The organism is Peribacillus simplex (genome assembly GCF_001578185.1).
Lineage (GTDB): Bacteria > Bacillota > Bacilli > Bacillales > DSM-1321 > Peribacillus > Peribacillus simplex_A.
On the sequence record NZ_CP011008.1, the window covers coordinates 2,560,128 to 2,581,708 of the forward strand.

Annotated in this window: 19 protein-coding genes and 3 pseudogenes; 3 read left to right on the top strand and 19 right to left on the bottom strand. The window is 35.0% G+C overall.

Annotated features, from left to right (window positions below; translation table 11 throughout):
* Positions 1-20 precede the first annotated feature (20 nt).
* Together UP17_RS27600 and UP17_RS11945 are read left to right on the top strand one after the other, a co-directional pair.
* On the top strand, positions 21-185 hold the full coding sequence (locus UP17_RS27600) for a hypothetical protein (RefSeq protein ID WP_155727314.1): 165 nt from the start codon (positions 21-23) through the stop codon (positions 183-185).
* Positions 186-1,152: 967 nt separating this feature from the next.
* A complete protein-coding gene (locus UP17_RS11945; protein ID WP_061463209.1) occupies positions 1,153-1,500 on the top strand; it encodes a hypothetical protein in 348 nt (115 codons plus the stop codon).
* Positions 1,501-2,957: 1,457 nt separating this feature from the next.
* On the opposite strand, the pseudogene UP17_RS26485 reads toward UP17_RS11945, so the two are convergent.
* From UP17_RS26485 to UP17_RS11970, 7 genes and pseudogenes are all read right to left on the bottom strand, one after another.
* Positions 2,958-3,141: pseudogene (locus UP17_RS26485) on the bottom strand (AraC family transcriptional regulator); the annotation flags it as partial.
* Between the two features lie 250 nt (positions 3,142-3,391).
* Complete coding sequence (locus UP17_RS11950; protein ID WP_081108802.1) at positions 3,392-4,306, bottom strand: VanW family protein; 915 nt, start codon at positions 4,304-4,306, stop codon at positions 3,392-3,394.
* 44 nt (positions 4,307-4,350) lie between these two features.
* The gene (locus UP17_RS11955; RefSeq protein ID WP_061463211.1) at positions 4,351-5,205 is read right to left on the bottom strand and encodes a hypothetical protein; all 855 of its coding nucleotides are present in this window, start codon (positions 5,203-5,205) and stop codon (positions 4,351-4,353) included.
* A gap of 870 nt (positions 5,206-6,075) precedes the next feature.
* Positions 6,076-6,234, bottom strand: coding sequence for a response regulator (locus UP17_RS27605; protein ID WP_155727315.1), 159 nt, complete (start codon positions 6,232-6,234; stop codon positions 6,076-6,078).
* Position 6,235: 1 nt separating this feature from the next.
* Positions 6,236-7,567, bottom strand: a complete 1,332-nt coding sequence (locus UP17_RS11960; protein ID WP_250211799.1) for a VTT domain-containing protein — start codon at positions 7,565-7,567, stop codon at positions 6,236-6,238.
* Positions 7,568-7,716: 149 nt separating this feature from the next.
* The gene (gene pssA, locus UP17_RS11965) at positions 7,717-8,208 is read right to left on the bottom strand and encodes a CDP-diacylglycerol--serine O-phosphatidyltransferase (protein ID WP_061463213.1); all 492 of its coding nucleotides are present in this window, start codon (positions 8,206-8,208) and stop codon (positions 7,717-7,719) included.
* Positions 8,209-8,430: 222 nt separating this feature from the next.
* Positions 8,431-9,021 (bottom strand): DedA family protein, encoded by a 591-nt coding sequence (locus UP17_RS11970; RefSeq protein ID WP_061463214.1) that lies wholly within the window; start codon positions 9,019-9,021, stop codon positions 8,431-8,433.
* A 189-nt stretch (positions 9,022-9,210) separates the two neighbouring features.
* On the opposite strand from UP17_RS11970, the pseudogene UP17_RS26490 reads away from it, so the two are divergent.
* Positions 9,211-9,370 (top strand): annotated as a pseudogene (locus UP17_RS26490) (helix-turn-helix domain-containing protein).
* 365 nt (positions 9,371-9,735) lie between these two features.
* On the opposite strand, the pseudogene UP17_RS11975 reads toward UP17_RS26490, so the two are convergent.
* From UP17_RS11975 to UP17_RS12030, 12 genes and pseudogenes are all read right to left on the bottom strand, one after another.
* Positions 9,736-9,932 (bottom strand): annotated as a pseudogene (locus UP17_RS11975) (MBL fold metallo-hydrolase); the annotation flags it as partial.
* 221 nt (positions 9,933-10,153) lie between these two features.
* The gene (locus tag UP17_RS11980) at positions 10,154-11,071 is read right to left on the bottom strand and encodes a DMT family transporter (protein ID WP_061463216.1); all 918 of its coding nucleotides are present in this window, start codon (positions 11,069-11,071) and stop codon (positions 10,154-10,156) included.
* Positions 11,064-11,759, bottom strand: coding sequence for a GntR family transcriptional regulator (locus tag UP17_RS11985; protein ID WP_061463217.1), 696 nt, complete (start codon positions 11,757-11,759; stop codon positions 11,064-11,066). The genes UP17_RS11980 and UP17_RS11985 overlap by 8 nt, the downstream gene beginning before the upstream one ends.
* Before the next feature lie 772 nt (positions 11,760-12,531).
* On the bottom strand, positions 12,532-13,353 hold the full coding sequence (locus tag UP17_RS11990) for a methyltransferase domain-containing protein (RefSeq protein ID WP_061463218.1): 822 nt from the start codon (positions 13,351-13,353) through the stop codon (positions 12,532-12,534).
* 322 nt (positions 13,354-13,675) lie between these two features.
* On the bottom strand, positions 13,676-14,497 hold the full coding sequence (locus UP17_RS11995; protein ID WP_061463219.1) for an alpha/beta fold hydrolase: 822 nt from the start codon (positions 14,495-14,497) through the stop codon (positions 13,676-13,678).
* A 507-nt stretch (positions 14,498-15,004) separates the two neighbouring features.
* On the bottom strand, positions 15,005-15,460 hold the full coding sequence (locus tag UP17_RS12000) for a hypothetical protein (RefSeq protein ID WP_434218688.1): 456 nt from the start codon (positions 15,458-15,460) through the stop codon (positions 15,005-15,007).
* A 42-nt stretch (positions 15,461-15,502) separates the two neighbouring features.
* Positions 15,503-16,000 carry a (2Fe-2S)-binding protein gene (locus UP17_RS12005; protein WP_061463220.1) on the bottom strand — a complete coding sequence of 166 codons (498 nt, stop codon included), beginning with the start codon at positions 15,998-16,000 and terminating at the stop codon, positions 15,503-15,505.
* Positions 15,993-16,835 (bottom strand): FAD binding domain-containing protein, encoded by an 843-nt coding sequence (locus UP17_RS12010; RefSeq protein ID WP_061463221.1) that lies wholly within the window; start codon positions 16,833-16,835, stop codon positions 15,993-15,995. The genes UP17_RS12005 and UP17_RS12010 overlap by 8 nt, the downstream gene beginning before the upstream one ends.
* Positions 16,835-19,156, bottom strand: a complete 2,322-nt coding sequence (locus tag UP17_RS12015) for a xanthine dehydrogenase family protein molybdopterin-binding subunit (RefSeq protein WP_061463222.1) — start codon at positions 19,154-19,156, stop codon at positions 16,835-16,837. Before UP17_RS12015 ends, UP17_RS12010 begins: the two co-directional genes overlap by 1 nt.
* Positions 19,157-19,187: 31 nt before the next feature.
* The gene (locus UP17_RS12020) at positions 19,188-19,790 is read right to left on the bottom strand and encodes a nucleotidyltransferase family protein (protein ID WP_061463223.1); all 603 of its coding nucleotides are present in this window, start codon (positions 19,788-19,790) and stop codon (positions 19,188-19,190) included.
* Positions 19,787-20,728 (bottom strand): XdhC family protein, encoded by a 942-nt coding sequence (locus UP17_RS12025; protein WP_250211834.1) that lies wholly within the window; start codon positions 20,726-20,728, stop codon positions 19,787-19,789. Before UP17_RS12025 ends, UP17_RS12020 begins: the two co-directional genes overlap by 4 nt.
* A 328-nt stretch (positions 20,729-21,056) precedes the next feature.
* Complete coding sequence (locus tag UP17_RS12030) at positions 21,057-21,503, bottom strand: HEAT repeat domain-containing protein (protein ID WP_176431848.1); 447 nt, start codon at positions 21,501-21,503, stop codon at positions 21,057-21,059.
* Positions 21,504-21,581 lie beyond the last annotated feature (78 nt).

Below are 21,581 nucleotides of genomic sequence, written 5' to 3' on the forward strand. Positions count from 1 at the left end.
GAAAGGATTAAGGGAAATCCGTGAAAATTGAAAGTGGTCAATTAATGCCGTCGGTAAAGAAGAGGACAAACTTGAAAGTGGGACTGATAAAAAAAGTAATGGCCGTCAAAGAATTTTTAAAACAAATCGTCCAAGAAGCAACAATCTCGTTTGAATTCATCCAAAGCCGGATCAAATCCATTTGAACATGAATTTCCCATATTTCAAAATGGAACATGAGATCACAAGTGATTCCATGTTCCATTTTTTTCTGATGTATATTGTTCTTAGGCTTCTAACGACATACAGCAACGTAATTGAAGTAATGAATGTGAAGGATCTACCAACAATCTCACTACCTTAATGTAAAACATAACATTTATATAGAGACTCCTAAAAAGCATTAAATGTCGTGCAAATTCACTTTAAAAGCTTCTCAGTAACTTTACTGGTCCATAAATAAAAGGGAATATATTAATTATGCCAATAACCTTGCTATTTACTTAAATAGGGAGGTCCTGGTTATGTAACTGAACTAGCTATGTATTAATCCGTTGTATGCAGGCTAATATCTAGGCAAGTAAAGACCAATTGTAATATATATTCACTCACTTAAAAATAAATGGTGCACAGTTTAAAATAGCTACCAATTATCATTTTACCAAGATAAATGTGCTAGAACTTATTAAGTTAATGAATCAAGACTGTCATATTAATCTTACTATGCTCTTTAAGCTGCTGAACTTTATCCTAAATAAAAAAATGAAATTAATCGTAACGGAAATAAACGATATAAATTCCATTTGAGTAAGTATGGAATTAAAGCTGTATGTAATCTTATTAATAACAGAACGGATTCGATATTTAATGGCTAATTCTTTTATTTTAACGACTGGAGGGAATCATGTGGCATAGACGACCCTATGATTATTTTTGGTAGGAAAGCGGTACATTGGAGAGATTCGTCGTAAAATTAAATTATATTTATATAATTTAATCGAAATGTAACCCCGGGATTTTTCTCATTTCTCCATTATATTTATATATTAATATAATAAAATGAGGAGAGGCAGGATGGTTATATAGGAAATGTACCGTTTGCATAGAATATGTAGATATTGAATCGTATTTCTCGGCTTAAAAAAGGGTCTATGAAAGAAAAGGATAAGCAAAATGAAGGAAAAGATTGGTTGGACACTAGCTATAGCTGCGCTTTTGATAGGTGGGGGAATAATTTATTATTTCATTAATTTATCACTATACGAAACTACAGAAGGTTTATATGAGGTCCCTGTACCTAAAAATGCTAAGCTTGTAATGGAAAATGAACACGGGAAAAATTATGAGTGGTCAAGGGCGTCGGAAGAAAACGGCATACCATATGGTTATGAATTAGCCCTTAAAGCGAATGGATGGAAAAAGGGAGAAAGAGAAGGCGCTTCCGTTTTTTACACAAAGGGTCAGCAGAAAATAGATGTAATTTCTACAACGAAGCATTTAGATATCCTGAGAGTGAATTGACTAGTAGGTAAATGCTAACTAAAGTGCTTTAATGGAGTAAATCACGACTATAAAATAATTCTTCGCGAAAAAATCACATTATATATGCTATTAACAGAAAATTATAAGGAACAACTAAAAAATAGCCAATTAAATGACATTGAATATAATTAATTTAATTCATTATAAACCGTCAAATTTTAATAAAGATTAAAGATCTTTTTAAATTAGATAATATAACGACAGTCAATTAAATTTTTTTTAGAATAAGATGAATAATAATTGTTAGAATCGAAAATTCAATATTCGTCTCACTAAGTTAAGTATTCTTAAGATATGAGATAAAAATAACAATTAAAACACAACTTCCTATAATATATATTATGTAAACTAGAAACAAACATAATAGTACCAAGTGGTCACAGCCTTGTCCCCTAACTTGGTTCAATTGACTATAATATTCAATGCTACTTATAATAACACTCGGGGATTTTTCTATAAGTCGGCTAGGTCTCATAATCAATGGTTTCGAACATACTTCCTTGGGTTGGACTGAATAATGCCCAGTAGGTCTGATAATTATGAATTACGTTCAAGCTTCGGATGATTATCTCATGTACTTAGAAGTTGAGGGAAATTACTCCTCCTTGAACACATTAACTAGTTGCGAATTCGATTTGAAGCTCTACGGTGAGTTTTTAACTGCTAACAACTGATCATTGGACTTAGATGATCTCACATCGTCCAGTGTGCGGCGTTTTGTGCAAGGTCAGGTCATTAATCATGGTATTAAGCCAAGAACGCTACAACGCCGCATTTCGTGCTTAAAATCATTTAGTGAATATTGTTTAAAAGAAAATTACATGAAGTCTGACTTCACAGCAGTATTCAAGCACCTCAAGCAGATAAGAAATTACCTAAATATATGACCTTACAGGAGCTTCACAAATTATTTACCTATTTAGAACATGATCCGCGACCGCAAGAATTAGGAAGGAATTAATGTTTAAACTACACACAACAACAGGAATGAGACGTCAGGAATTAGTGGATGTAATATTTAATATTGGAGCAAGTTAATTTAGAAAATCAAACGATTTTAGTTCGAGGAAAAGGGAGAAAAGAACGCCTCCTCCCCCTTCATCCTATTGTCTTACCGTTATTTCAAGATAATCAAGAAACCCTTTTGGAGCAGCAAAAACATTACAATGAACCGATCTTTTCAAAAGGCTGTTTTCACATACTTTGTTCTATTTAGCAGGTAGTGAGTTGTGGTTGATTTCCCCTCCAGATGCTCCCGCAGGAGTCTAGCACTTCCGCTCCAATCAACCTTAAATAGTTTCGTTTTAAAAACAACAATCTTTACGAAAAGAGCCTTTCAAAAAAATAAGCCTTTAAATCTTCGTGGATTGCAAATTATTTAAGGAGATTCTAGAACGGACTGGCTTACCCGCTTACCGGTTTTCTCTTCATCATTTAAGGCGTACTTTTCTAGAAACATTCATTCTACACCATTCCCCGGTCTTGTTAAAGGCTCTGCTATATGCTTCTTGCGAAGAATAATCGTAATCAAAGGCAACGTCAATTATCTTCCTGTTATTTGCTAATCTTCCGTGGAAACAATCTTCAAAGTAGAATATAGCGCCTAATACTTATAGAGGTATCAATTTCTTTCTTTTGATATTTCTTGTGATATATAAAATTAAACATACACTACACTGCCAGGATAGTTGCGTTGCATTAAGAAAAAGCTATTTCCCCCTTAGATTCCATAAGCAAAGGCTGTTTTTTTTACGAGTTTCTTCTATGCTACTCACTATTATGTAAAGAAATTCGTGAAAATTGTTTACATAATACGGACTTTAAAAATAGGGAATTTTATAAAAAGTAACCCGTTCGTAAAAGTGTATTTTTACGAACGGTAAATTTGTTCTTTTGATAGCTGATTTGAAGCGGCGGGAACTTTTCGTGTCTTATAATTAATCATTTCTGAAGAGTAAATCATGATACTTACCATTCCTCCTTGCGTTGTAGCTTGGATTAGAATAGGTTGATTGTACTTGTTTTTAAAACTAAAATCAGGACCATACCAGCTTACTGTAGCATCGCGGCCAGATGGAACATACGGAACGCTCCTAGTATGGGAATAGCGTTGAGTTGTTTGCAACCCTGCATTGTCGATAGCATTAAATAGGGTGGATGACACCTGACAAATCCCTCCACCAATCCCTTCAGAAAACTCTCCTTTAACGATAACTCGAGCGAGCAAATACCCTTTATCTTCTGATCTCTTGCCAACGGCTTGGTTAAAAGAAAACACCTCTCCTGGAAACACGACATAATTATTAATGGCTTCTGTAGCAAGTGAGATATTATTTGAACGATTTTTGTTGTTCACATTAAAATAGGTTCTATATTCACCTATCTTTTTTTCACGAATCTCCGCAAGTAATTCGCTGTCAACTTTTGGATGAATAGCAAGCAAAGGTACTTCTAGTTTGTTTGCTCTACTTCTGTGCAAAAAGGAATAAAATAATTGCTCATTAAATGCTTGATGGTATAGCTTGTAACCTACTCGCCCAGGAAGAATATTACCTTGTTTGTCTATTGTGGCATTTACAGGTTTTTGGTACACTTGCTGGTCTATTTTTTTGACAAATTGATTGTATTTATCCAAGTCCATGATAGGAACATCTAGTAAGGGCATGGTAATATCAGAATGGTTGACACTGGCAATCGTTCGTCCTTCATGGGTTACCGATAAGCTTTCAGAAATATTCACTTGTTGAACGAATAGTAAAATTCCGGCAATCCATGTTAATCTCAATTGAATGCACCCCCATTATATTACTGCACCTTACTTCACAAATCCTATTTTAAGTCTTCATAGAGAAAATCTTGATCAATATACCAACGATCAGTCAAACTTTCCCTTCTGATCATAAAATGCATAACCTTTATTTCTTTGCCTTCTCTCTTCTTATAAATAGCTGCTTGAACGGGTACATCCACGAGAAAAAGCCCATTTAGTTGTTCAGGCGGTTGTCTTAAAGGGTCAACTACGCCAAAATATGTAATATCTTTAACAAGTTTATTGACACGATTAGGATGACTCGGATTTGATAAGGTCATTGCTAATAATTTCTGATTTTCTTGATTAATGGCAATGGTAAAAATACGTATAAGTTCATATGGACTTACCGTTTGTAGATAATCATCAAGCTTACCAGCCGCTTTCAATACCATTAATTTATGAGAAAGATCTTCGTTTTTCAAACGATGCGTAATGCTTCCAGAAAAATGAACACAGAAATGACCTGAAAAACCATTTTGTAGAGCACCAGCACCATGTGGCATTCCGTGCATAGATGCAGCAATCATTTGATTATTGATTAATACAATAATGGCTCTTCTATTCCAACTCCATTTATTATTATAAATTTTCTTCATGATTTGAGTATCTTCTTTGGTTAGTGGCTGTACATCGGCATGATGGCTACCTGCTCTTCGTTGAACCTTAAATGATAAACCAGTTTCAATATCAATAATGGTAAAATTTGTTTTATTAGGGATAATGCTGTTTACAATCTCCCAAGGTAACATCTCAATTTTAAAGTTTATTGGTACTTCTTCATCTTCCCATTCCATTGCATAGACCGAGTGATCGACCATTAAGACAATTATAAAAATAGCGATAATTACTTGATACAATTTATTGTTTTTCATTTGGTTTCTCCTGCAATTTTTCTTATTATTTCAGGACATAATCATTTGAATACCTTTGAATATTTGGAAATTCTTCAAATTAACTCCTCCCTGTTAATTTATGTTCTAAACACGGGGTTTGGTGGAATCAGCTATAAAGGCTTAAAAAGACTCAATCATATTAATGTTGATGGTCGAATAAGTACTTTTTGATATCCCTAATCTGAATAACTTAGAAACTACACAAGATGCCATGATTCAATCTTTGGAGAATAGCATTGAGAAAATTAAAAGCTAAAATGGATTGTTTCACGCCCATTTTTTTGATATCTTGCTGGATCTCTATGTTGGAAATTATACTATTAACAACATGGAATAAGAGGGATAGTCAGTGAATAGAAACCGGAATGAAGAAGAACTGTATAGATTAAACTCCCAAAACCATATCCAGTCACAGAGGGCTTAAAAGGCCTATATATTACATGATGAAGTCTGACTTCGCAGCAAGTATTCAAGCTACTTAAAGCAGATAAAATTCATCTTAATATAGCCCTTACAGAAGCAGAAATTATTTACCCATTAGACATGATCCGCGATCCCAATGAATTAGTGTTTAATTACTTGCACCAAGAGGAATGAGAAGTCAAGAATTAGTGGATTTAACATGGGGGAAATACATTTAGTTCAAGGAAAAGGGAAAAAAACCACCCCTCTCCCTTAATCCCAATTCCTTAACGGTATTTCAAGACTATTTAGAAATTCTTTTTGAGTAACAAACATAATAGTAAACCGACCTTTAATATAAAAAACTAAGCCTTTAAATTATCGTGGATTGCACAAAATATTTAAAGAGAATTTAGAAAGAGCTGGTCTACCCGCTTTCATTAGTACCTACATTCCATTTAACCCAGGTAACATAACACCCAATAAAATCAAGTCGATTCCAGATTTCAATGAGGTTTCTATTCCTGATTTACCGTTATGTTCTACAATGACTTTATTACCCTCAAACTGAATTTCATCCTCGAATACAGGAATATGTATTTTCAATTCAATACTTTTCAATTACAAGTCTTAACATTTCAAACAACAAGAAGATAAATGATATCCAGACACCGCCATATACATATCCACCCAAAATATCACTTGGAAGTAATTCGGTCGATGCAATATTTGCAATTGTTAACCACACTAATAATAATAACCCAATTAATGGAATGAATATGGAAGTATATTTTTTTTTCGAATGACGAATAAGTAAAAATAAGCATGTTCCATAAATGATTATTGTAATAGTGGCATTTATATCAGGAAAATTTGAGGAATGATACTTCCCCACGAACCGTAATGATTGGAGATAGGAAAAAATCTGCATAATTGATTCATGAAACAGCCTAGCTCCTAAAATCGAAACGATAAGTAAAAGATACTCAAGCAGCCTATTTCTTCTCTTCCTCCAAATGCGGATGACCGTTACACCAATAATTACTCCAAGTACATAAGGGGATTGAAATACTAACAACCCTTTCATCCAACTCATATATATTGAAGAATCCACTATATATACAGCAATTTCATTAAACTGAGTAAACTCATTATTTAAATAGTCTTGAGCCATCCCCAGCATCAAGGTCACCATACCGATTAAAACTAAAGTGAGAAAAATAAGAAAGATTTCTGTTTTTCTTATGGTTTTTAGTCGATTTGTTAACCATTTAATTACATGAATAAATATGTTTTTAATTTGAACTTTATAAAACCGATAAGTGAAATACCCAACTAACAATACCCCGAAAATAATAATAAAAATAATGAAATATTTACTTGCTGAATGATGGAAGGCCTCCCAGCGAGGTCCCAATACTTTTCCTAGAGTTATAAAACAAAATCCCCATAAAAATGAACCTATATAAGCTGGAATAATAAATTTTCGAAACGGCATTCTAGAAATCCCTGAAATGTAACCACTGAAATGTCTAATTCCTGGAATGAAATAAGCAAAGACCAATAATTTTCTGCCTGAACGCTCAAACCAAGCGGAGGTTTTTTTATATCTTTCCGGTCCCATATGGATATACCTTCCATATTTCTCAATTAGTTTATACCCACCTGCCCTACCAATCCAATAGGTTGCAGTTATTCCCCCACCTCCTGCAACAAAGACAGTCAGGAGTGCCAAAGGGTAATTCATTGTTCCCTGAAAAACAAAATACCCAGCGTAGCTCATTAAAAATTCACCTGAAATTGGTAGAGCCATGAGTTCTAGAAAAATCCCAATGAATAATATCAGATAACTGTGCTGTTCATATACAGTTATTAAGTATGACATATAAATGCCTCCATTTTTTATTAAAAGAAACTTTAGTGTGAATTTTTTCTTCAACTTTAGATCTGATTACAAATAATGAAATCATTTTCTATGTCAATGAAATCCTAATCTTGTTTTAGGGGATCAAAAAGGTTATGGATAAAATAAAAAAGCTGTACCCTTTTCTAAAAAGGTTACTAGCTTTTTTACAAAGGATAACGAAATTATAGTTTTTTCACCCTAATTGGACTTACCATTAAGAACGCGAGTATTAAGGTAATCCACGCATTGCTATATAAAAAGAATCCCATGCCAGCCAATGGTAATCCAGCTGCTGGAATAGGCAATCCTTTAAAATACCCAATGGTTGGATTAACACTAAACTTAGCTAATCTTAATGCCCCCATAGTTGGGAAAAGGATAAATGCCAAAGACGTTAAAATTGATGGTGCTGCTATCGAATGAAATAGAAGTGCGGGAGCAACTCCGAAACTAATAATATCAGCCAAGGAATCCAATTCCACGCCAAATTCACTGTTCACTTTTAATTTTCTTGCAATCCTTCCATCAAGAAGATCTAAAAAAGCCGAAAAGAAAATAAAAACGGCGGCTACTTGCAAAAAGCCACTCATCATATTAGTAATTGAGAGTACACCGCACAATAAATTTCCAATCGTAAATAAATTGGGTACAGCTTTAACTATCTGATTGAACAAGGAAGTCCCCCCTGACGTTGAACAATCTCCGCATTTATATAGCATTTTCTATATATTCTTTCGCTATTCATAAATATTAGAGGAAAAACTATCCTGGTAAATACAGAAGCCAGAAAGTAACACACTTGCCTTAAGATTCGTAATAAAAAACAAGTTGAATTTTTTAACGGCTTCTGGAATTTTATTCTTTTAAAGAAGCGACTTTTATGAAATACCCCTTCATTATCGATTTCTTCTCTTCCATAAAAAATAACTTAATATTGAAAGGACCAATAAACTTGTAATTAAATAAATCCTGTATGTTGACAAATATTTTTCAACATTGGTCCAATTTTCCCCTAATATTCTTCCTAGAGTGATAAAAGTAAAACACCAAATTAATGCACCAGTATAGGCGTAAATAACAAATTTTCTAAATGGGAAGCGATTGACAGCTGCTATATACGCTGTAATGTGCCGTACCCCAGGAATAAAATAACCAAAAAATAAAAAATAGGGTCCGAATTTCTTGAATAATTTCTTGGTTGCATTAATTTTTTGTTCGGTAATGTGAATTTTTGGTCCAAACTTTTCTAACAAAGGCAACCCAAATTTATTACCAATGAAGTAGCTAAGCGAAATCCCCCCTGTTGCTCCTACAAAGGCACTTACTATCGAAATTAAGTAAGATAATTTACCCTGATACACAGTGTAACCAATATATGTAAGAAGCACCTCGTCGGGTATAGGAAGTCCTACAATACCTCCGATTAAAGCAAATATTATTCCGAAGTACCCATAATGTTCTAGAAGGTAAGTAATATGATTTTCCACTTTTTTCACTCCACCTTTTAGGTGATTTCAAACAATCATTTCTGATCATTTATAATCAGCAGTATTTAAATAATATTTTATGTTTTGGTTAAATGAACGAAAAAATTCATTTTTAGTTTTCATAAAGTTTTTAACAAAAATAAAGAAGCCGCTAATCAAATAAAGGGTTTGGTTTAGAAGTACAAAAAAGTGACAGAAGTTTTGAAGAGGGTTGGAATAACAATGGCTAATCTTTCTATATTGAAAAATGGAAAGGCAAACGCTATTAGATGTTCGACTTTAGAGGCAATATGTAAGGGGTTGGACTGTCAATCTGGAAGATATCCTAAAATACAGTAGTGAAGTATGAGTAAATCCTAAGTCCCAATGAAGACCACAATTAGTGGTATATTCTATTTAAAACTCTACAATAATGTTTAACAAAGCCTATTCAAAAGATACTCCATATATAAATAAAGAGTATTGATATAAAAAAACCAGTCCGGTTCATCAGACTGGTCTTCTGTTTTTTAAAATTTCTAAATTGGGGATTGGTTATCATAAAAAGCCATGGCAACTATTGCACCCGTTCATTGAGAAAATAACTTTATTCAAGAGTCGCACCCTTTAAATGAACTGTTAATATTATTTTGTCGCCCGCTTTTTATATCGCTTTTTTTTTGGCCCCTACTTCAACTTTCCTGATAGTTAATAATGAAAAATTGGAGTACAAATATAGTGAGTAATGATTATATTTTTTAAATTCTTCACTTCATATCTATTTTTAAAAATTTCATTATCAATTAAAGGTAAGGGATTTGAATACCCTGTATCGACCAAAGTCAGTTCATTATTCAATATAATTAAGTTAGGATAAATGTGATTTTGTTGTTTATTAAATTCAAATCGATTGGTAGCTCTATTATCTTCATTTTTCTTCCTCCATACTGCAAGTGTATAAAAATATTCCATGGTTTATTATACATGATATGGAAAAGAGGGCATAAAAAAAGCCCCGATTTTTAAACAAGCATCATGTTTTTTTAACGACTTTATTATTTATCACACAACTTTAGTATCCGTGAACATTACATGGTAGTTTATTAGTTTTATTGTTTAATTTTATTTATGCTCCAGTTTTTGATAATTGGAACTACTTGCTTTTTGCTATCGATAAAATCGTAATGGTGCTTATAATGCAAAGTGTGCCAAGCCATTCGGCAAAACCGAATGTTACATTCAGCCAGATAACGGATATAATGGTTGCGGATAATGGCTCAACCGAAGCAAATAAACTTACCTCCGAAGCTGTGATGTATTTCGTACTTTCCAAATAAAAATAAAAGGCAATGATCGTACCGAAAATGATGATGAACAAAACCGCTGAAAAAGAAGGTAAAGTCCAATTGCCTTCAAATGCCCAAGGAGGATGGACCATACTAAAACAAATGCCTCCAATCAACATGCCCCATCCCACAACAATCTTTGAACCCCATCTTGAAAGGAGTTCATAAGGTTGCAAAGTATAAAAAGCCAATGCAAAGGCTGATGTTACTCCCCAAAATACTGCCCAACCGGATATGGAAAGTGTACGTATGCTTCCCCCCGTCACAAGCAAAAAAGTGCCAAAAATCGCTATGATCACAGCTACACTCACAGTAATGGTCGGAAAACGTTTGGAACGAATGGCTAAATAACAAGTGATCAGGGCCGGCGCTAAGTATTGAAGGACAGTGGCAGTGGCTGCGTTGCCATATTCAATTGCTGCAAAATATGTGTATTGAACGGCGAGCATTCCCAGAATGGCAAAAAGGATAATTTGAAGCGCATCTTTTTTAGTTTTCCAAATGCCAAAAACCTGTTTTCTTTCATTTTTAAAAGCAATCCCCAATAAGATTACGCCTGAAAGCAATAAGCGTACCACCGTGAGCCACTCAGGACTGAAACCTTGCCGTTGAAATAGATATTGGGCTGCCGTTCCTGATACTCCCCATAATGCAGCGCCGGTAAGTACTAGAGCGATCCCTTTATTTCTTGAAGGTGATACATCGGCTAAAGTATCATTACTCATCTTTTTCTTCCCCACCTTTTACACGATCCATATGGGCTTGAATCCTAAAATAACTTTCTTTCCAATTCTTTTCTATCATTTCAAGCACCATCGAGAGATTTCTTTGTCTTAATGCCTGTATGATTAGATCATGCTCATTACCGGAAAGATGTACACCAATTACCTGATTGAAGTAATACAGTTCTATTCGTAATAGTTTTTGTTTTAGACCAGATAGAATCCGCTTCAATTCATCATTTGCTGGAAGATTGATGTAAATGGAGTGAAAGTCATTATCCTTCTGGACGGCAGCTAATTGATTTCCTTCGACAATTGCTTTTTTCACTTCCTGATTGATGACTTCCATCTCATTTAAGTGTTTTTCTTCTAAGATATCAAAAGCCTGTGCCATAGCTAACTTTTCCAGTGTCCAAACAATAGAATATATATTTAATACTCCATCGAACCGAATAGGGGAAACAATAGTTGAACGGCTCGGCTTTGTCTCCACAAACCCCTCATCCTCGAGCCTTAATAGTGCTTCTCTTATAGGAGTACGGCTTACTCCTAATTGTTCGGCTAATTCTTTGTCACGTAATTGTTGGCTTGGAGAAAGTGTTCCCTGGACAATCCAATCCCGCAAGATTATGTACGCTTCTTCACGTACAGAAGTACGTTTGATTTTTTGAGTTGAATCTGAATGTACCAACGGCTATTTCCTCCTCAAAATACCAATATGTAGTATGCAATATATCACATATTGCATGCCGTTGAAATGAATTTTAGAAATTTACCTATGTTCAGTTTTTAAATGATTGTCTAAATGGGTCCTTAGATAAAACGTGCACAAAGCTTATTTCGCATGATAAAGTGACCCCATCCAAAGAAACGCCATTCCTTTTCTTTGGATGTTATCCCGCTTTTCCCATCAATCGCTGAAAAATCGCTGAAACCTTGTGCTCTACAACGATTCCCTGTATAAACTAAACTTTTCGTTTATAGTGGTAGATGGAATGAATGCCTCTTAATTTGTTTTGTTTCCAAAGTCTTAGAACCTATCTGAAATAAGTCCTGCGCCATTTGTGATACCATTTTTTCCAAATGTTAAAACTTGGCTGGCATTGTTTTCCTGGGTCCTTCATAATTTTAAAACTTTCCACCAATGGGATCAATGAATGATTTAAACTCCCTTCAAATTAATTGAATATCATTAAAAAAATGTTTTGTAAATCTCCTGGTGCCGATTGCATTCATTACATGAATATTCTATTTCTAATGCATCTTCCCTTACTGTGTGCACTGTCTCCTTTTTACATGTTTCACAAAATCTCTTTTCGGATATTTCTTTCATTTATCAATCACTCTCCGAATTTCTTTGGTTTTTTTGGGGCATGTTCAGTATATTTTGCGAATATTAACAAAAAAATACCTTTTTTCCTGAAGGTCCCCAAAAAGAGAAAAAAACAATGATACTGGATTACTCAAAATTCCTTAGGATTCCAATACATCAAAGCTGCATGAAACGGATATTCGTATTCAAAAACGCCTTCTTTTTCCACAACATATTTATTAAGGATTGTTTTTACTTCATCATAGGAAAATTGTTCATCGAGAATTTTTGTCGTATTATCACGAATCATTTCTTCATATGTAGAATAGATTTTTTTACTTTTCAATTTCACGATCTTGCAGTCCGCCAGTATTCCTAGTTGATACAATACATTCAAGATGTGTATGTAATCCCGTTTTCTTAAATTGATTGTATATCCTCGTTTCTCCAATTCCATATAATGAGGTTTTTCTGGTCCTGTCGTCATACCGACTATCACTAAACGGGTTGCTGACTCATTCATTTTTAATAAGGTGTGACCGATATCGATCATACGGTAATAACAATTAAAACCAAATACTACATCATATTTATCCCTTTTCGTCTCACTTTCCCACTTATCATGAATCAAATCCATGTTCTCGGTACCTTTTTCGTACGCCTGAGATGCCAAAAAACTGATAATGCTTTTAGAACTATCAATACAAGTTAGCTTCCTGACCTCTTTTGCAATATCAAAGGTGTAATTGCCCCAGCCAGGACCAATTTCCAATACATGGTCTTCGCGATTTAATAATGGCAGTAACTCTTGGTGCACTTGTTTAGTATAAGGGTCCGCTTTATGTTGTTTTTTCCTTTCAACCATGGATGACCAAAAAGCTTCTTCTGCTGCATCATCTTTTAGTCGATTCGGGACTTTACCATTATGATCTACCATGGATTGTCTCCAAAATTCAATATAATTAGTCTTCATCTTTTCTCTCCTCAAATTATATAATTTATGTATAATAATTTTCTTAAACTATTCTACCCCATAGTTGCAAAAGAAAAAGAGCTGCAAACCAGCTCCTGATAATGCACAAAGCCTTTTTCTATTATTATCTCTCAACATATTAGCATTGGTCATACTTAACTTCTCGCAGCGTTAATGTGAAAGACTCACTACTTTATTTCCCTATTTTATAGGTACTTATTTTAATAATACAATAAGATTATCCATAAAGTATTGTTACGTTCGAAAAGGGGAATGATGATGTTTCATCCGCTTCTCCCCTTCTATATATCTTATAAAAGGTTTACACGTTTTTAAAATGCTGTTGGATATAAGAATTCACTTTATCAGGCACTTCGATTTGGATAAAATGCCCGGCATTTTGAATGATGTGAACCTGTGCATGTGGGAAACCTTCTTTCTGGAGCTTATAGGCAAATTCAAACGGTATATAAGGATCCTTCTCTCCCCAAATTATTGTGACAGGTATTTTGATCTGATTTAGTTTTTGATTGTACGATTTTACCTTTTCTATATTTCCTGAACGGTATAGATCTAAGATGACTTTACAAGATTCGGGTGTTCTAAAGACATGAAAGAAATCTTCCAGAATTCCGTCAACTATGTTCGGAATCGTTTTCTTCAATTCAGTTTGAGCTTGGGCATCATCTGACATTCGCTTCATTATTTTCTCTCCGACATTTGGTGTTCTCCAAATCTGAGCAAGTGAGTGCCACTTATAATCTACTGATATGGTTGTATTTGAAACAAAGAGACTTAGTATTCTTTCTGGATGATCACATGCCCATTTCAGTCCAATAAGTCCGCCCCAGTCATGTACAATAAGGTGGAATTTATCTAGTTTTAGTTCCCTTGTAAAATCCGATACAAACTGTTCATATCTTTCCCATGTTGAGGATTCATCAAACTGTTCACTTTGGCCGAATCCTGGGAGATCAGGTGCAATGGTTCTAAATCCACAAGACACAATGCATGGAATCATTTCCTTCCACAAAAGGCTGGACTCAGGTACCCCGTGCAATAAAAGAACTGGGGGATCATTAACGTTGCCTTTCTCAATATAAGATATCTTCTTTCCATCTATTATCATCTTTTTCTTTTCCACTTTTATCTACCTCCTGAATAAAGTATTTTGAAACCTTTTTGCATTCAGCCAGGTCATAGTTCCAGGCTTGAAAGGGGATTTCTTCGGGAATAGACGATTGTTAAAATAAAACTAATAGAGAGTTTATATGGAATTACTATCAAATTCCCTCTCTCATTTCTATGTTAGTTCGCTATTTAATGCTTGTGTTTTTAGGTTTTTATCCAAAGTTTATTCAAAATGGAGATTTCGTGGATATGGACTCCTTCAATTCTTTGTCCGAAATTTATTTGCTTCCATCTCTACCCTATATAACATCAAAAAGCACAACAAAAAAAGGTAAAGCTATAAAAAGGCCTCACCTCTGAAATGATAAAAACCTTTATTACTCTAAAAGTATCAAAGTTTTTAGACATCTGTGGACTTTTGCTGAGTGAAGAAAAATATGAAGATGATAATGGGAATGGCTATTAGAAAAGCATTGTTTCTCGAACTTTTAATTGTAGGAATATCTGTTAGTGACATTTTTTACTCATTCCCTTTTAATGTAGTTAATAACTCTGATGGAACATTATAATGCTTCTTTACAATCGAATTAAAAAAATTATAATCTTCAATTGGCAATGCCGGAACAACTTCAGGATAACCAAAAATAGGACCGGAAACATTAATTGTGAAATCACCAGACGAAATAAATATTCCTGTCACATGTATGGCATCATTGATTAATAATATAGCAATAATGATGTCCAATATATCGATAAAAAGATTTCCCGCTTGCGAGTGGTCCCTCCCTTCTAAACGATGCCCTCCAAAAAGAGGCCCACCTAATGAGAGACTAAATCTGCTTGGTCTTACAAAAACGCCAATGATTGTGATTTGTCCAGTTAATAATAGGATGGCTGTTGTAATTTCGAGATTACGCTGAAAGGAGTGAATTACTTTTTTTTCTGAATTAACTACACAGGTTTCAATCAATATCACCACTCCCCATGTAGGCATTTTATTCATATTAACGGGCAAACGTCACTGATTTGTTTGATTTTTTATATTTAAAAGTTCTATTACTGAATATATTGCTTTTTCAATTTCTTTATATCCGGTACACCGACAAATATTCGAAGAAAGCCATGTTTCAATCTTTTCAGGACTTGGGTTCCTGTCATTAAGGAGTAAAGCCTGGCAAATCATTATAAATCCTGATGTACAATACCCACATTGAAAAGCAAAATGTTCCACAAAGGCTCTCTGAATCGGGGTATTCTTGAGGCCTTCAATTGTAAGGATTTCTGAATCGATTGCTTCAATGGCTAACATTAAACAGGATTTCATTGGCTGTTTATTCATTATCACCGTACAAGCGCCGCAATCTCCATTTAAACATCCAGGTTTAGCTCCTGTAAGTCCAATTTTATCTCGGAGAACATCTAGCAATATATCCGATGCCAATATATCCCTCTCATACTGTTCTTTATTTATTTCTAATTGAATGGTAACTTTACGATCCGCCGAATGGCTATTCATGTTCCTCACCACCTATATATGACAAAATGTATGAAAGGGTATTTTCTAAAACAAATAATCTATATTCATTGGATCCTTCTATATCGTTTAAAACCGGAGTTGGTAAATACTCAAAGGAGGTTAAAATTCGATCTTTAAAAGATAAACTCTTATCATTTAGTTTGTTTTCCATTTGAATTGACCGAAAAGGATATGGACAAACCCCGCTGAATGCAAATCGAATAAATCCTTCTTTTTTTAATGAGGCAACTGTTAAAAGCGGATATCCCGTTTTCCATTGCTGCCTCTTCTTTACACTAATGTGTTTAGCTTTCAGATATTCTTTTTCTGTTACAATTTGAACGAGAAATTCACCTTCGTCAAGTCGTAGCTCTTTATGGAAAACTTCATTAATAAATTCTTTCCTCGTTCCTTTTGGTCCTGCAATAATGACAGTACTATTTGATAATAAAAATGGAAGAACTGACTCTCTATAAAAAATTTGACCACATATGTTTCCACCTATAGTGATTTTATTTCTTGATGTATAATCAGCAACTTCTTTTGAAGTATCCGATAATAGCGGAAATAGCTTATTTTCTTCGATTGCACGTAAACTCAATGTTGAGCCAATGATCAGTTCTTGGTGTTGAAACCCGAATGCATTGCATTCGGGAATCCCTTTTAAATCGATAATCGCATCGGTGTATATAAAATTTAAACGTCCTAATGTTAAAATTTCAGTCCCACCACCATAATACATAGGTTTTTTTTCTTGTAATTTTAATAGTTGATAAAGTTCAATCGCTTCTTTTATCGATTGAGGTTTATAATAATCAAAATTATAAGGTAACATTAATCTCTTCTCCCTCGCTTCCCCCTCCAAATGAGTTCAGGAAGTAATGGCAACTGGTTCAAAGGAATCCCCGCAGCCAAAGATAAACTGTTACCTAAAGCAGCTGGCATACCTAGAAGCCCATGTTCTCCAAGGCCCCTTGCACCATATGGGGCTTCTAAATGTGGTGTTTCTACAAATTCACAAATATATTCAGGGTTTTCTCCATATCTTAACGGTCTATAGGTTCTGAGTTGAGGGTTTAATACTCTGCCAAGGTGATCGAAATAGAATGTTTCACGCCCGCCGAATGCTATGCCCATGCTCATTGCACCCATTATTTGTCCTTCTGCAGTTTTTTGATTCAAAACCTTTCCTGCATCAATGACAGATATTGCCCTTACTATCCTGTAAGTATACTCATTTATGTCATACTCTACTTCTACCCCTTGTGCGCCAACAGTCCATTCAGGACCTGGTCTGCCAGCACCTGTATCGGGATCTAAATTTGTTATATGTGGAATGGTATATTGCCCTCTACCGATGATTTGTCCTCCAATCGTGCTTCCGTCAGGATATGTATACCCATACACTAGCCGTTTGAAAGGAATTTCGATATTCGGTTCCCCTCTCATAAAGACCCTTTCCTTGCCAAGGACGATGTCTTCAATTGGAGCTCGTAATACACAAGAAGCAAGTTTCTTTATTTGTGAAAGAGCATCTTCCGCAGCTTGAATCGCAGCCCTTCCTGCCATTAATGTTCCGCGGCTTGCTACCGTTTTCCAATGTTCTGGAGTATTTTGTGTATTTACCTTCATCTGAACGTTTACACGATCAATTGAGACCTTTAATTTATCTGATACAATCTGTGCTAATATCGTTTTTGTTCCTGTACCGATTTCTACTACTCCTGAAATAAGGTTTACACTGCCATCAGGGTTAAAGGTTAATATGACACCAGATCCAGCGTTGGTATCGATCGTTGACGTTTTCCAAATACAAGCGATTCCTTTTGCCCTTAACATATTGTCGTTCATTTTAACTAACTGGCCCTCTTCCCAGTTCATTTTTTTCTTAAGCACCTGTATGCATTTAGGGAGATTACCTACCGTGCTCGAATTCAATTTAACTTGTGTTGGGGTGGAGTTCCCTGGGAGTATCGCATTCATTTCACGAAGTTCAAGTGGATCCATTCCAAGCTTTTTTGAAAGAGAATCCATGGCCCGCTCAAAAGCAAACAGAACTTCTGAATGGGCAAAACCTCGATAAGGCGAGGCATATGGATGATTTGTATACATACAGAGAGAGTCGCACCAAATATTTTCTATATTGTAAGGTCCGGTACAATCTACAGCTCCAGCACGGCTTAGATCTGTAGCTTTGTCGGCATATGCTCCCCCGTCCCATAAATACGTCAGCTCTGCCATCTTTAGCAAACCAGATTTTGTACAACCTAATTTAATGGTAGCGTCTAATCCAATATGACAAGGTGATGTCAGAATATCCTCTTCACGACTATTTTCAACTTTTACTAGCCTGCCATTAACGGCCTTTGACGCGATATAAGCTAATAGTTCAAGTTGGACCGAGGCTTTACCACCATATGCCCCTCCAACAAGTGGAGTGTTTACTATGACTTTTCCGATTTCAACATCAAAGTAATCACTTATCAAACGCTTGATCATGAAGGGCGCTTGAGAAGAAGAAGTGATAATGACCTTATCATCTGAGTGAATTTCCGCTAAAGAACATCTTGTTTCCATGGCTGCATGGTCGGAGGGGGAAAAAGAAAACTTTTCCTCAATTATGATTTCGCTCTCTTGCCAACCTGTTTTTCTATCACCTTTTCTGATTTTGGTTCGGTTTGCTATATTTGTGCCTGGCTCGGGATATACCTCGGATATTTTTTTATAAGTATCTAAATTTGGGTGGAGTAGGGGGGAATTGGGATTTAAGGCTTCCGTTGGTGAATTGACAACGGCTAAAGGTTCATAGATAACTTGAATATTGTCAGCTGCAATTTTTGCTTGTTTTGATGTATCAGCTACAACTAGTGCAACTACTTCTCCATGATAGCGGACTTTGTCTAAAGCTATGGGGTACCGATCCCTGATTTCTTCTCCCGTTAGCGGTAAATTCCCACCTGTAATGATTGCACGAACGCCTGAAACTTTTTCAGCTTTGGTTAGATTAATATTTTTAATAAGGGCATGTGCATAAGGACTAATTACCTTTTTAACATGGAGTGTTTTTACTTCTTCGCGGTCTCCTGTGTAAATCGCCTGCCCTGTCACCTTTTCCCAGGCATCTTTTCGAGTTACCCCTTTTCCGATAATATCCATATAGTCTCCTCATTTTCATTATTATTCTTATTTAATTGTTATCTATTTTGTTTTTCCAAAAAAGGTATTCTTTCATATTATCAATATCAACAAACCATTTTTCCTCATAAAAAGGAACAAGTATCCCCTGTTCTTTCTTCGCCATTAGAATCTGTCTTGCTCCTCGGTCTCCTCGTAAAAGGTGAATGTCGGAAAAGAGGTCTTTGTCAATAAGTATGGGAGGTCGTATACAACCATGAAAACTAGAGGCAACAAAGGCGTAATTAGGGTTTCCTTTGTATATTTCGATGAGTTTGTTTATCATATTTGTTGTTATAAAGGGCTGATCAGCAAGTAAAATTATTACGGCGTCCGAATGTATGTTGTTTGCTGATCGTATACCTGTTTGGAGTGAATGGGATTGACCTGCTCCAGGTTCTTTAGTTTCGACCGTAATTATTTTTTCAGAACAAAAACCTGATAAATCCAGGTGGTTTAAATGATTTGAAATTATGATAATATCGTTAAGTTCAGATAGAACCGCTTTTTCTAATCCCCATCTTCCCATTTCTTTATTTCCTAATGGCAATGTTAATTTATTTGTACCCATTCGATAACTATTTCCAGCGGCCAAGTATACCCCAGTTATTTTCATTCCGGATGTTCCTTCATTCTTTTATGCTGAATTAATTCAGCTATAATGCTAACAGCAATCTCGAATGGGCCGTTCGCTCCAATTGATAAACCGATAGGTGAGTGTATATTATTAGGGATTTTCGTGCCAAATAAACTGGCTGTACGTTTTTTGGAACCTAAAATGCCTATATAGGATAATGACTGATCCATCATTAGTGAAAGTATTTCTTTATCTCTTTGAAAGTTATGAGTCATGATGATAACATAATCATCTTTTTTAAAAGATAATTGTTCCATAATTTCAGTTGGGAATCCTACAATATGGCTAACTGCGTCGGGTATATTATTTTCGTTACAAAGCTCGGACCTCCAATCGCAAACAGTAACTAAAAACCCTATTGAGGCAGCCATTGTGACAACTGGATATACATCACATCCAGCTCCAAAAATGATTAAACGAGGTTTAGGTATAATCTTTTGCATATAAATAAAGCTAACATCTTTATCTTTGGGTGCATTGTGATTCTCATCCTCTGGTCGGAAAGAATACCCCAATAAGTTCCAATCACCATCTAGCTCAATTTGATGAACGATTACCTTAGCTTCTTTAATGGAAGCCAAGACATATGAAAGATGTTCTTTTAATTTATGGTCAACATACTCCAGTAATATATATATAGTGCCGTTACAACCTGTTCCAATACCCCATTCTAGATCTTCATCACTTTCCATGTGATATACAAAGGTCTCTGTATTTTTCCTTTCGAAAACTCTGCAAGAATGAAGAATAAGGTCTTCCTCGATACAACCAACACTAATTATGCCTAGAGATGAACCATCTTTTTTTATAAGCATGGAGGTACCTTCACGCAAGTATGCTGAACCTTCCACATGAATGATGGTAGCCAATACACACTCCATAGAGGTCGATTGAACCTCTTCAAGGATCGTATACATTTGATTCAATTGTCTTCCTCCTGGTCTCCTATGAGTTCATTCATTCTATTAATAACATTATGTTGATTTATAAAAAAAATGTGTTTATATAGGGAATAAATAGAATAGAATTATTCTAGCGCGGGCTGAGCACATGGGAAATGTGGTTTTTCCTGATTTATGCTTTAAAGACTCACAGTCATTTAATCTTTGTATGTAGAGAGTGTATCATTCGATGTTTAAATTAAAGGGGAGGGATATAAGTGTATACCTATTTTATTGGTAAACAAAAAGGAGCAAAAATTTTGCTCCTTCATCCAATCTTATTTGTTTTCCTTTTGAATAAATTTTATCTTTTCGATAAAGCAGACCAAGTATTTTCAAGCCACTTATCAAAGTCTGCCCCTTTTTCACCCTCATAGGTGTCATATATATCCATTCTCATTTTCTGAAGCTTCTCTTTGAATTCAGCATATGAGTGATTTTCTGGTAAACTCTTCTTGATCCTAACTAAGATTTTGGTTAATCCTTTAACCAATTCGCCCTTTTTCCTTGGTGGCAATTGAACATCTTCGCCTAATCTTTTCAGTTGACGGTATGCGGACTCTTGAACTTTATATACAGAATCACTATTCATGATATGTTTGAGAATATCGATTACTTGATTATTTTTTGACTGGCCTAACTCTTCGATCGCATCTAAACGTTCTCTCCAATTAGATTTGCGATTGGCAGATTTTTTTAATTCCTCATAGTTGGCAGGTAACTCGATACCTTTTATTTCTTTGTTATTCAAATGAATCATTTCTCCTTCTGTCTTTATGTAAATATCGGATATAGTAAAATGTAAATCCGATACTACAATAATCCATTA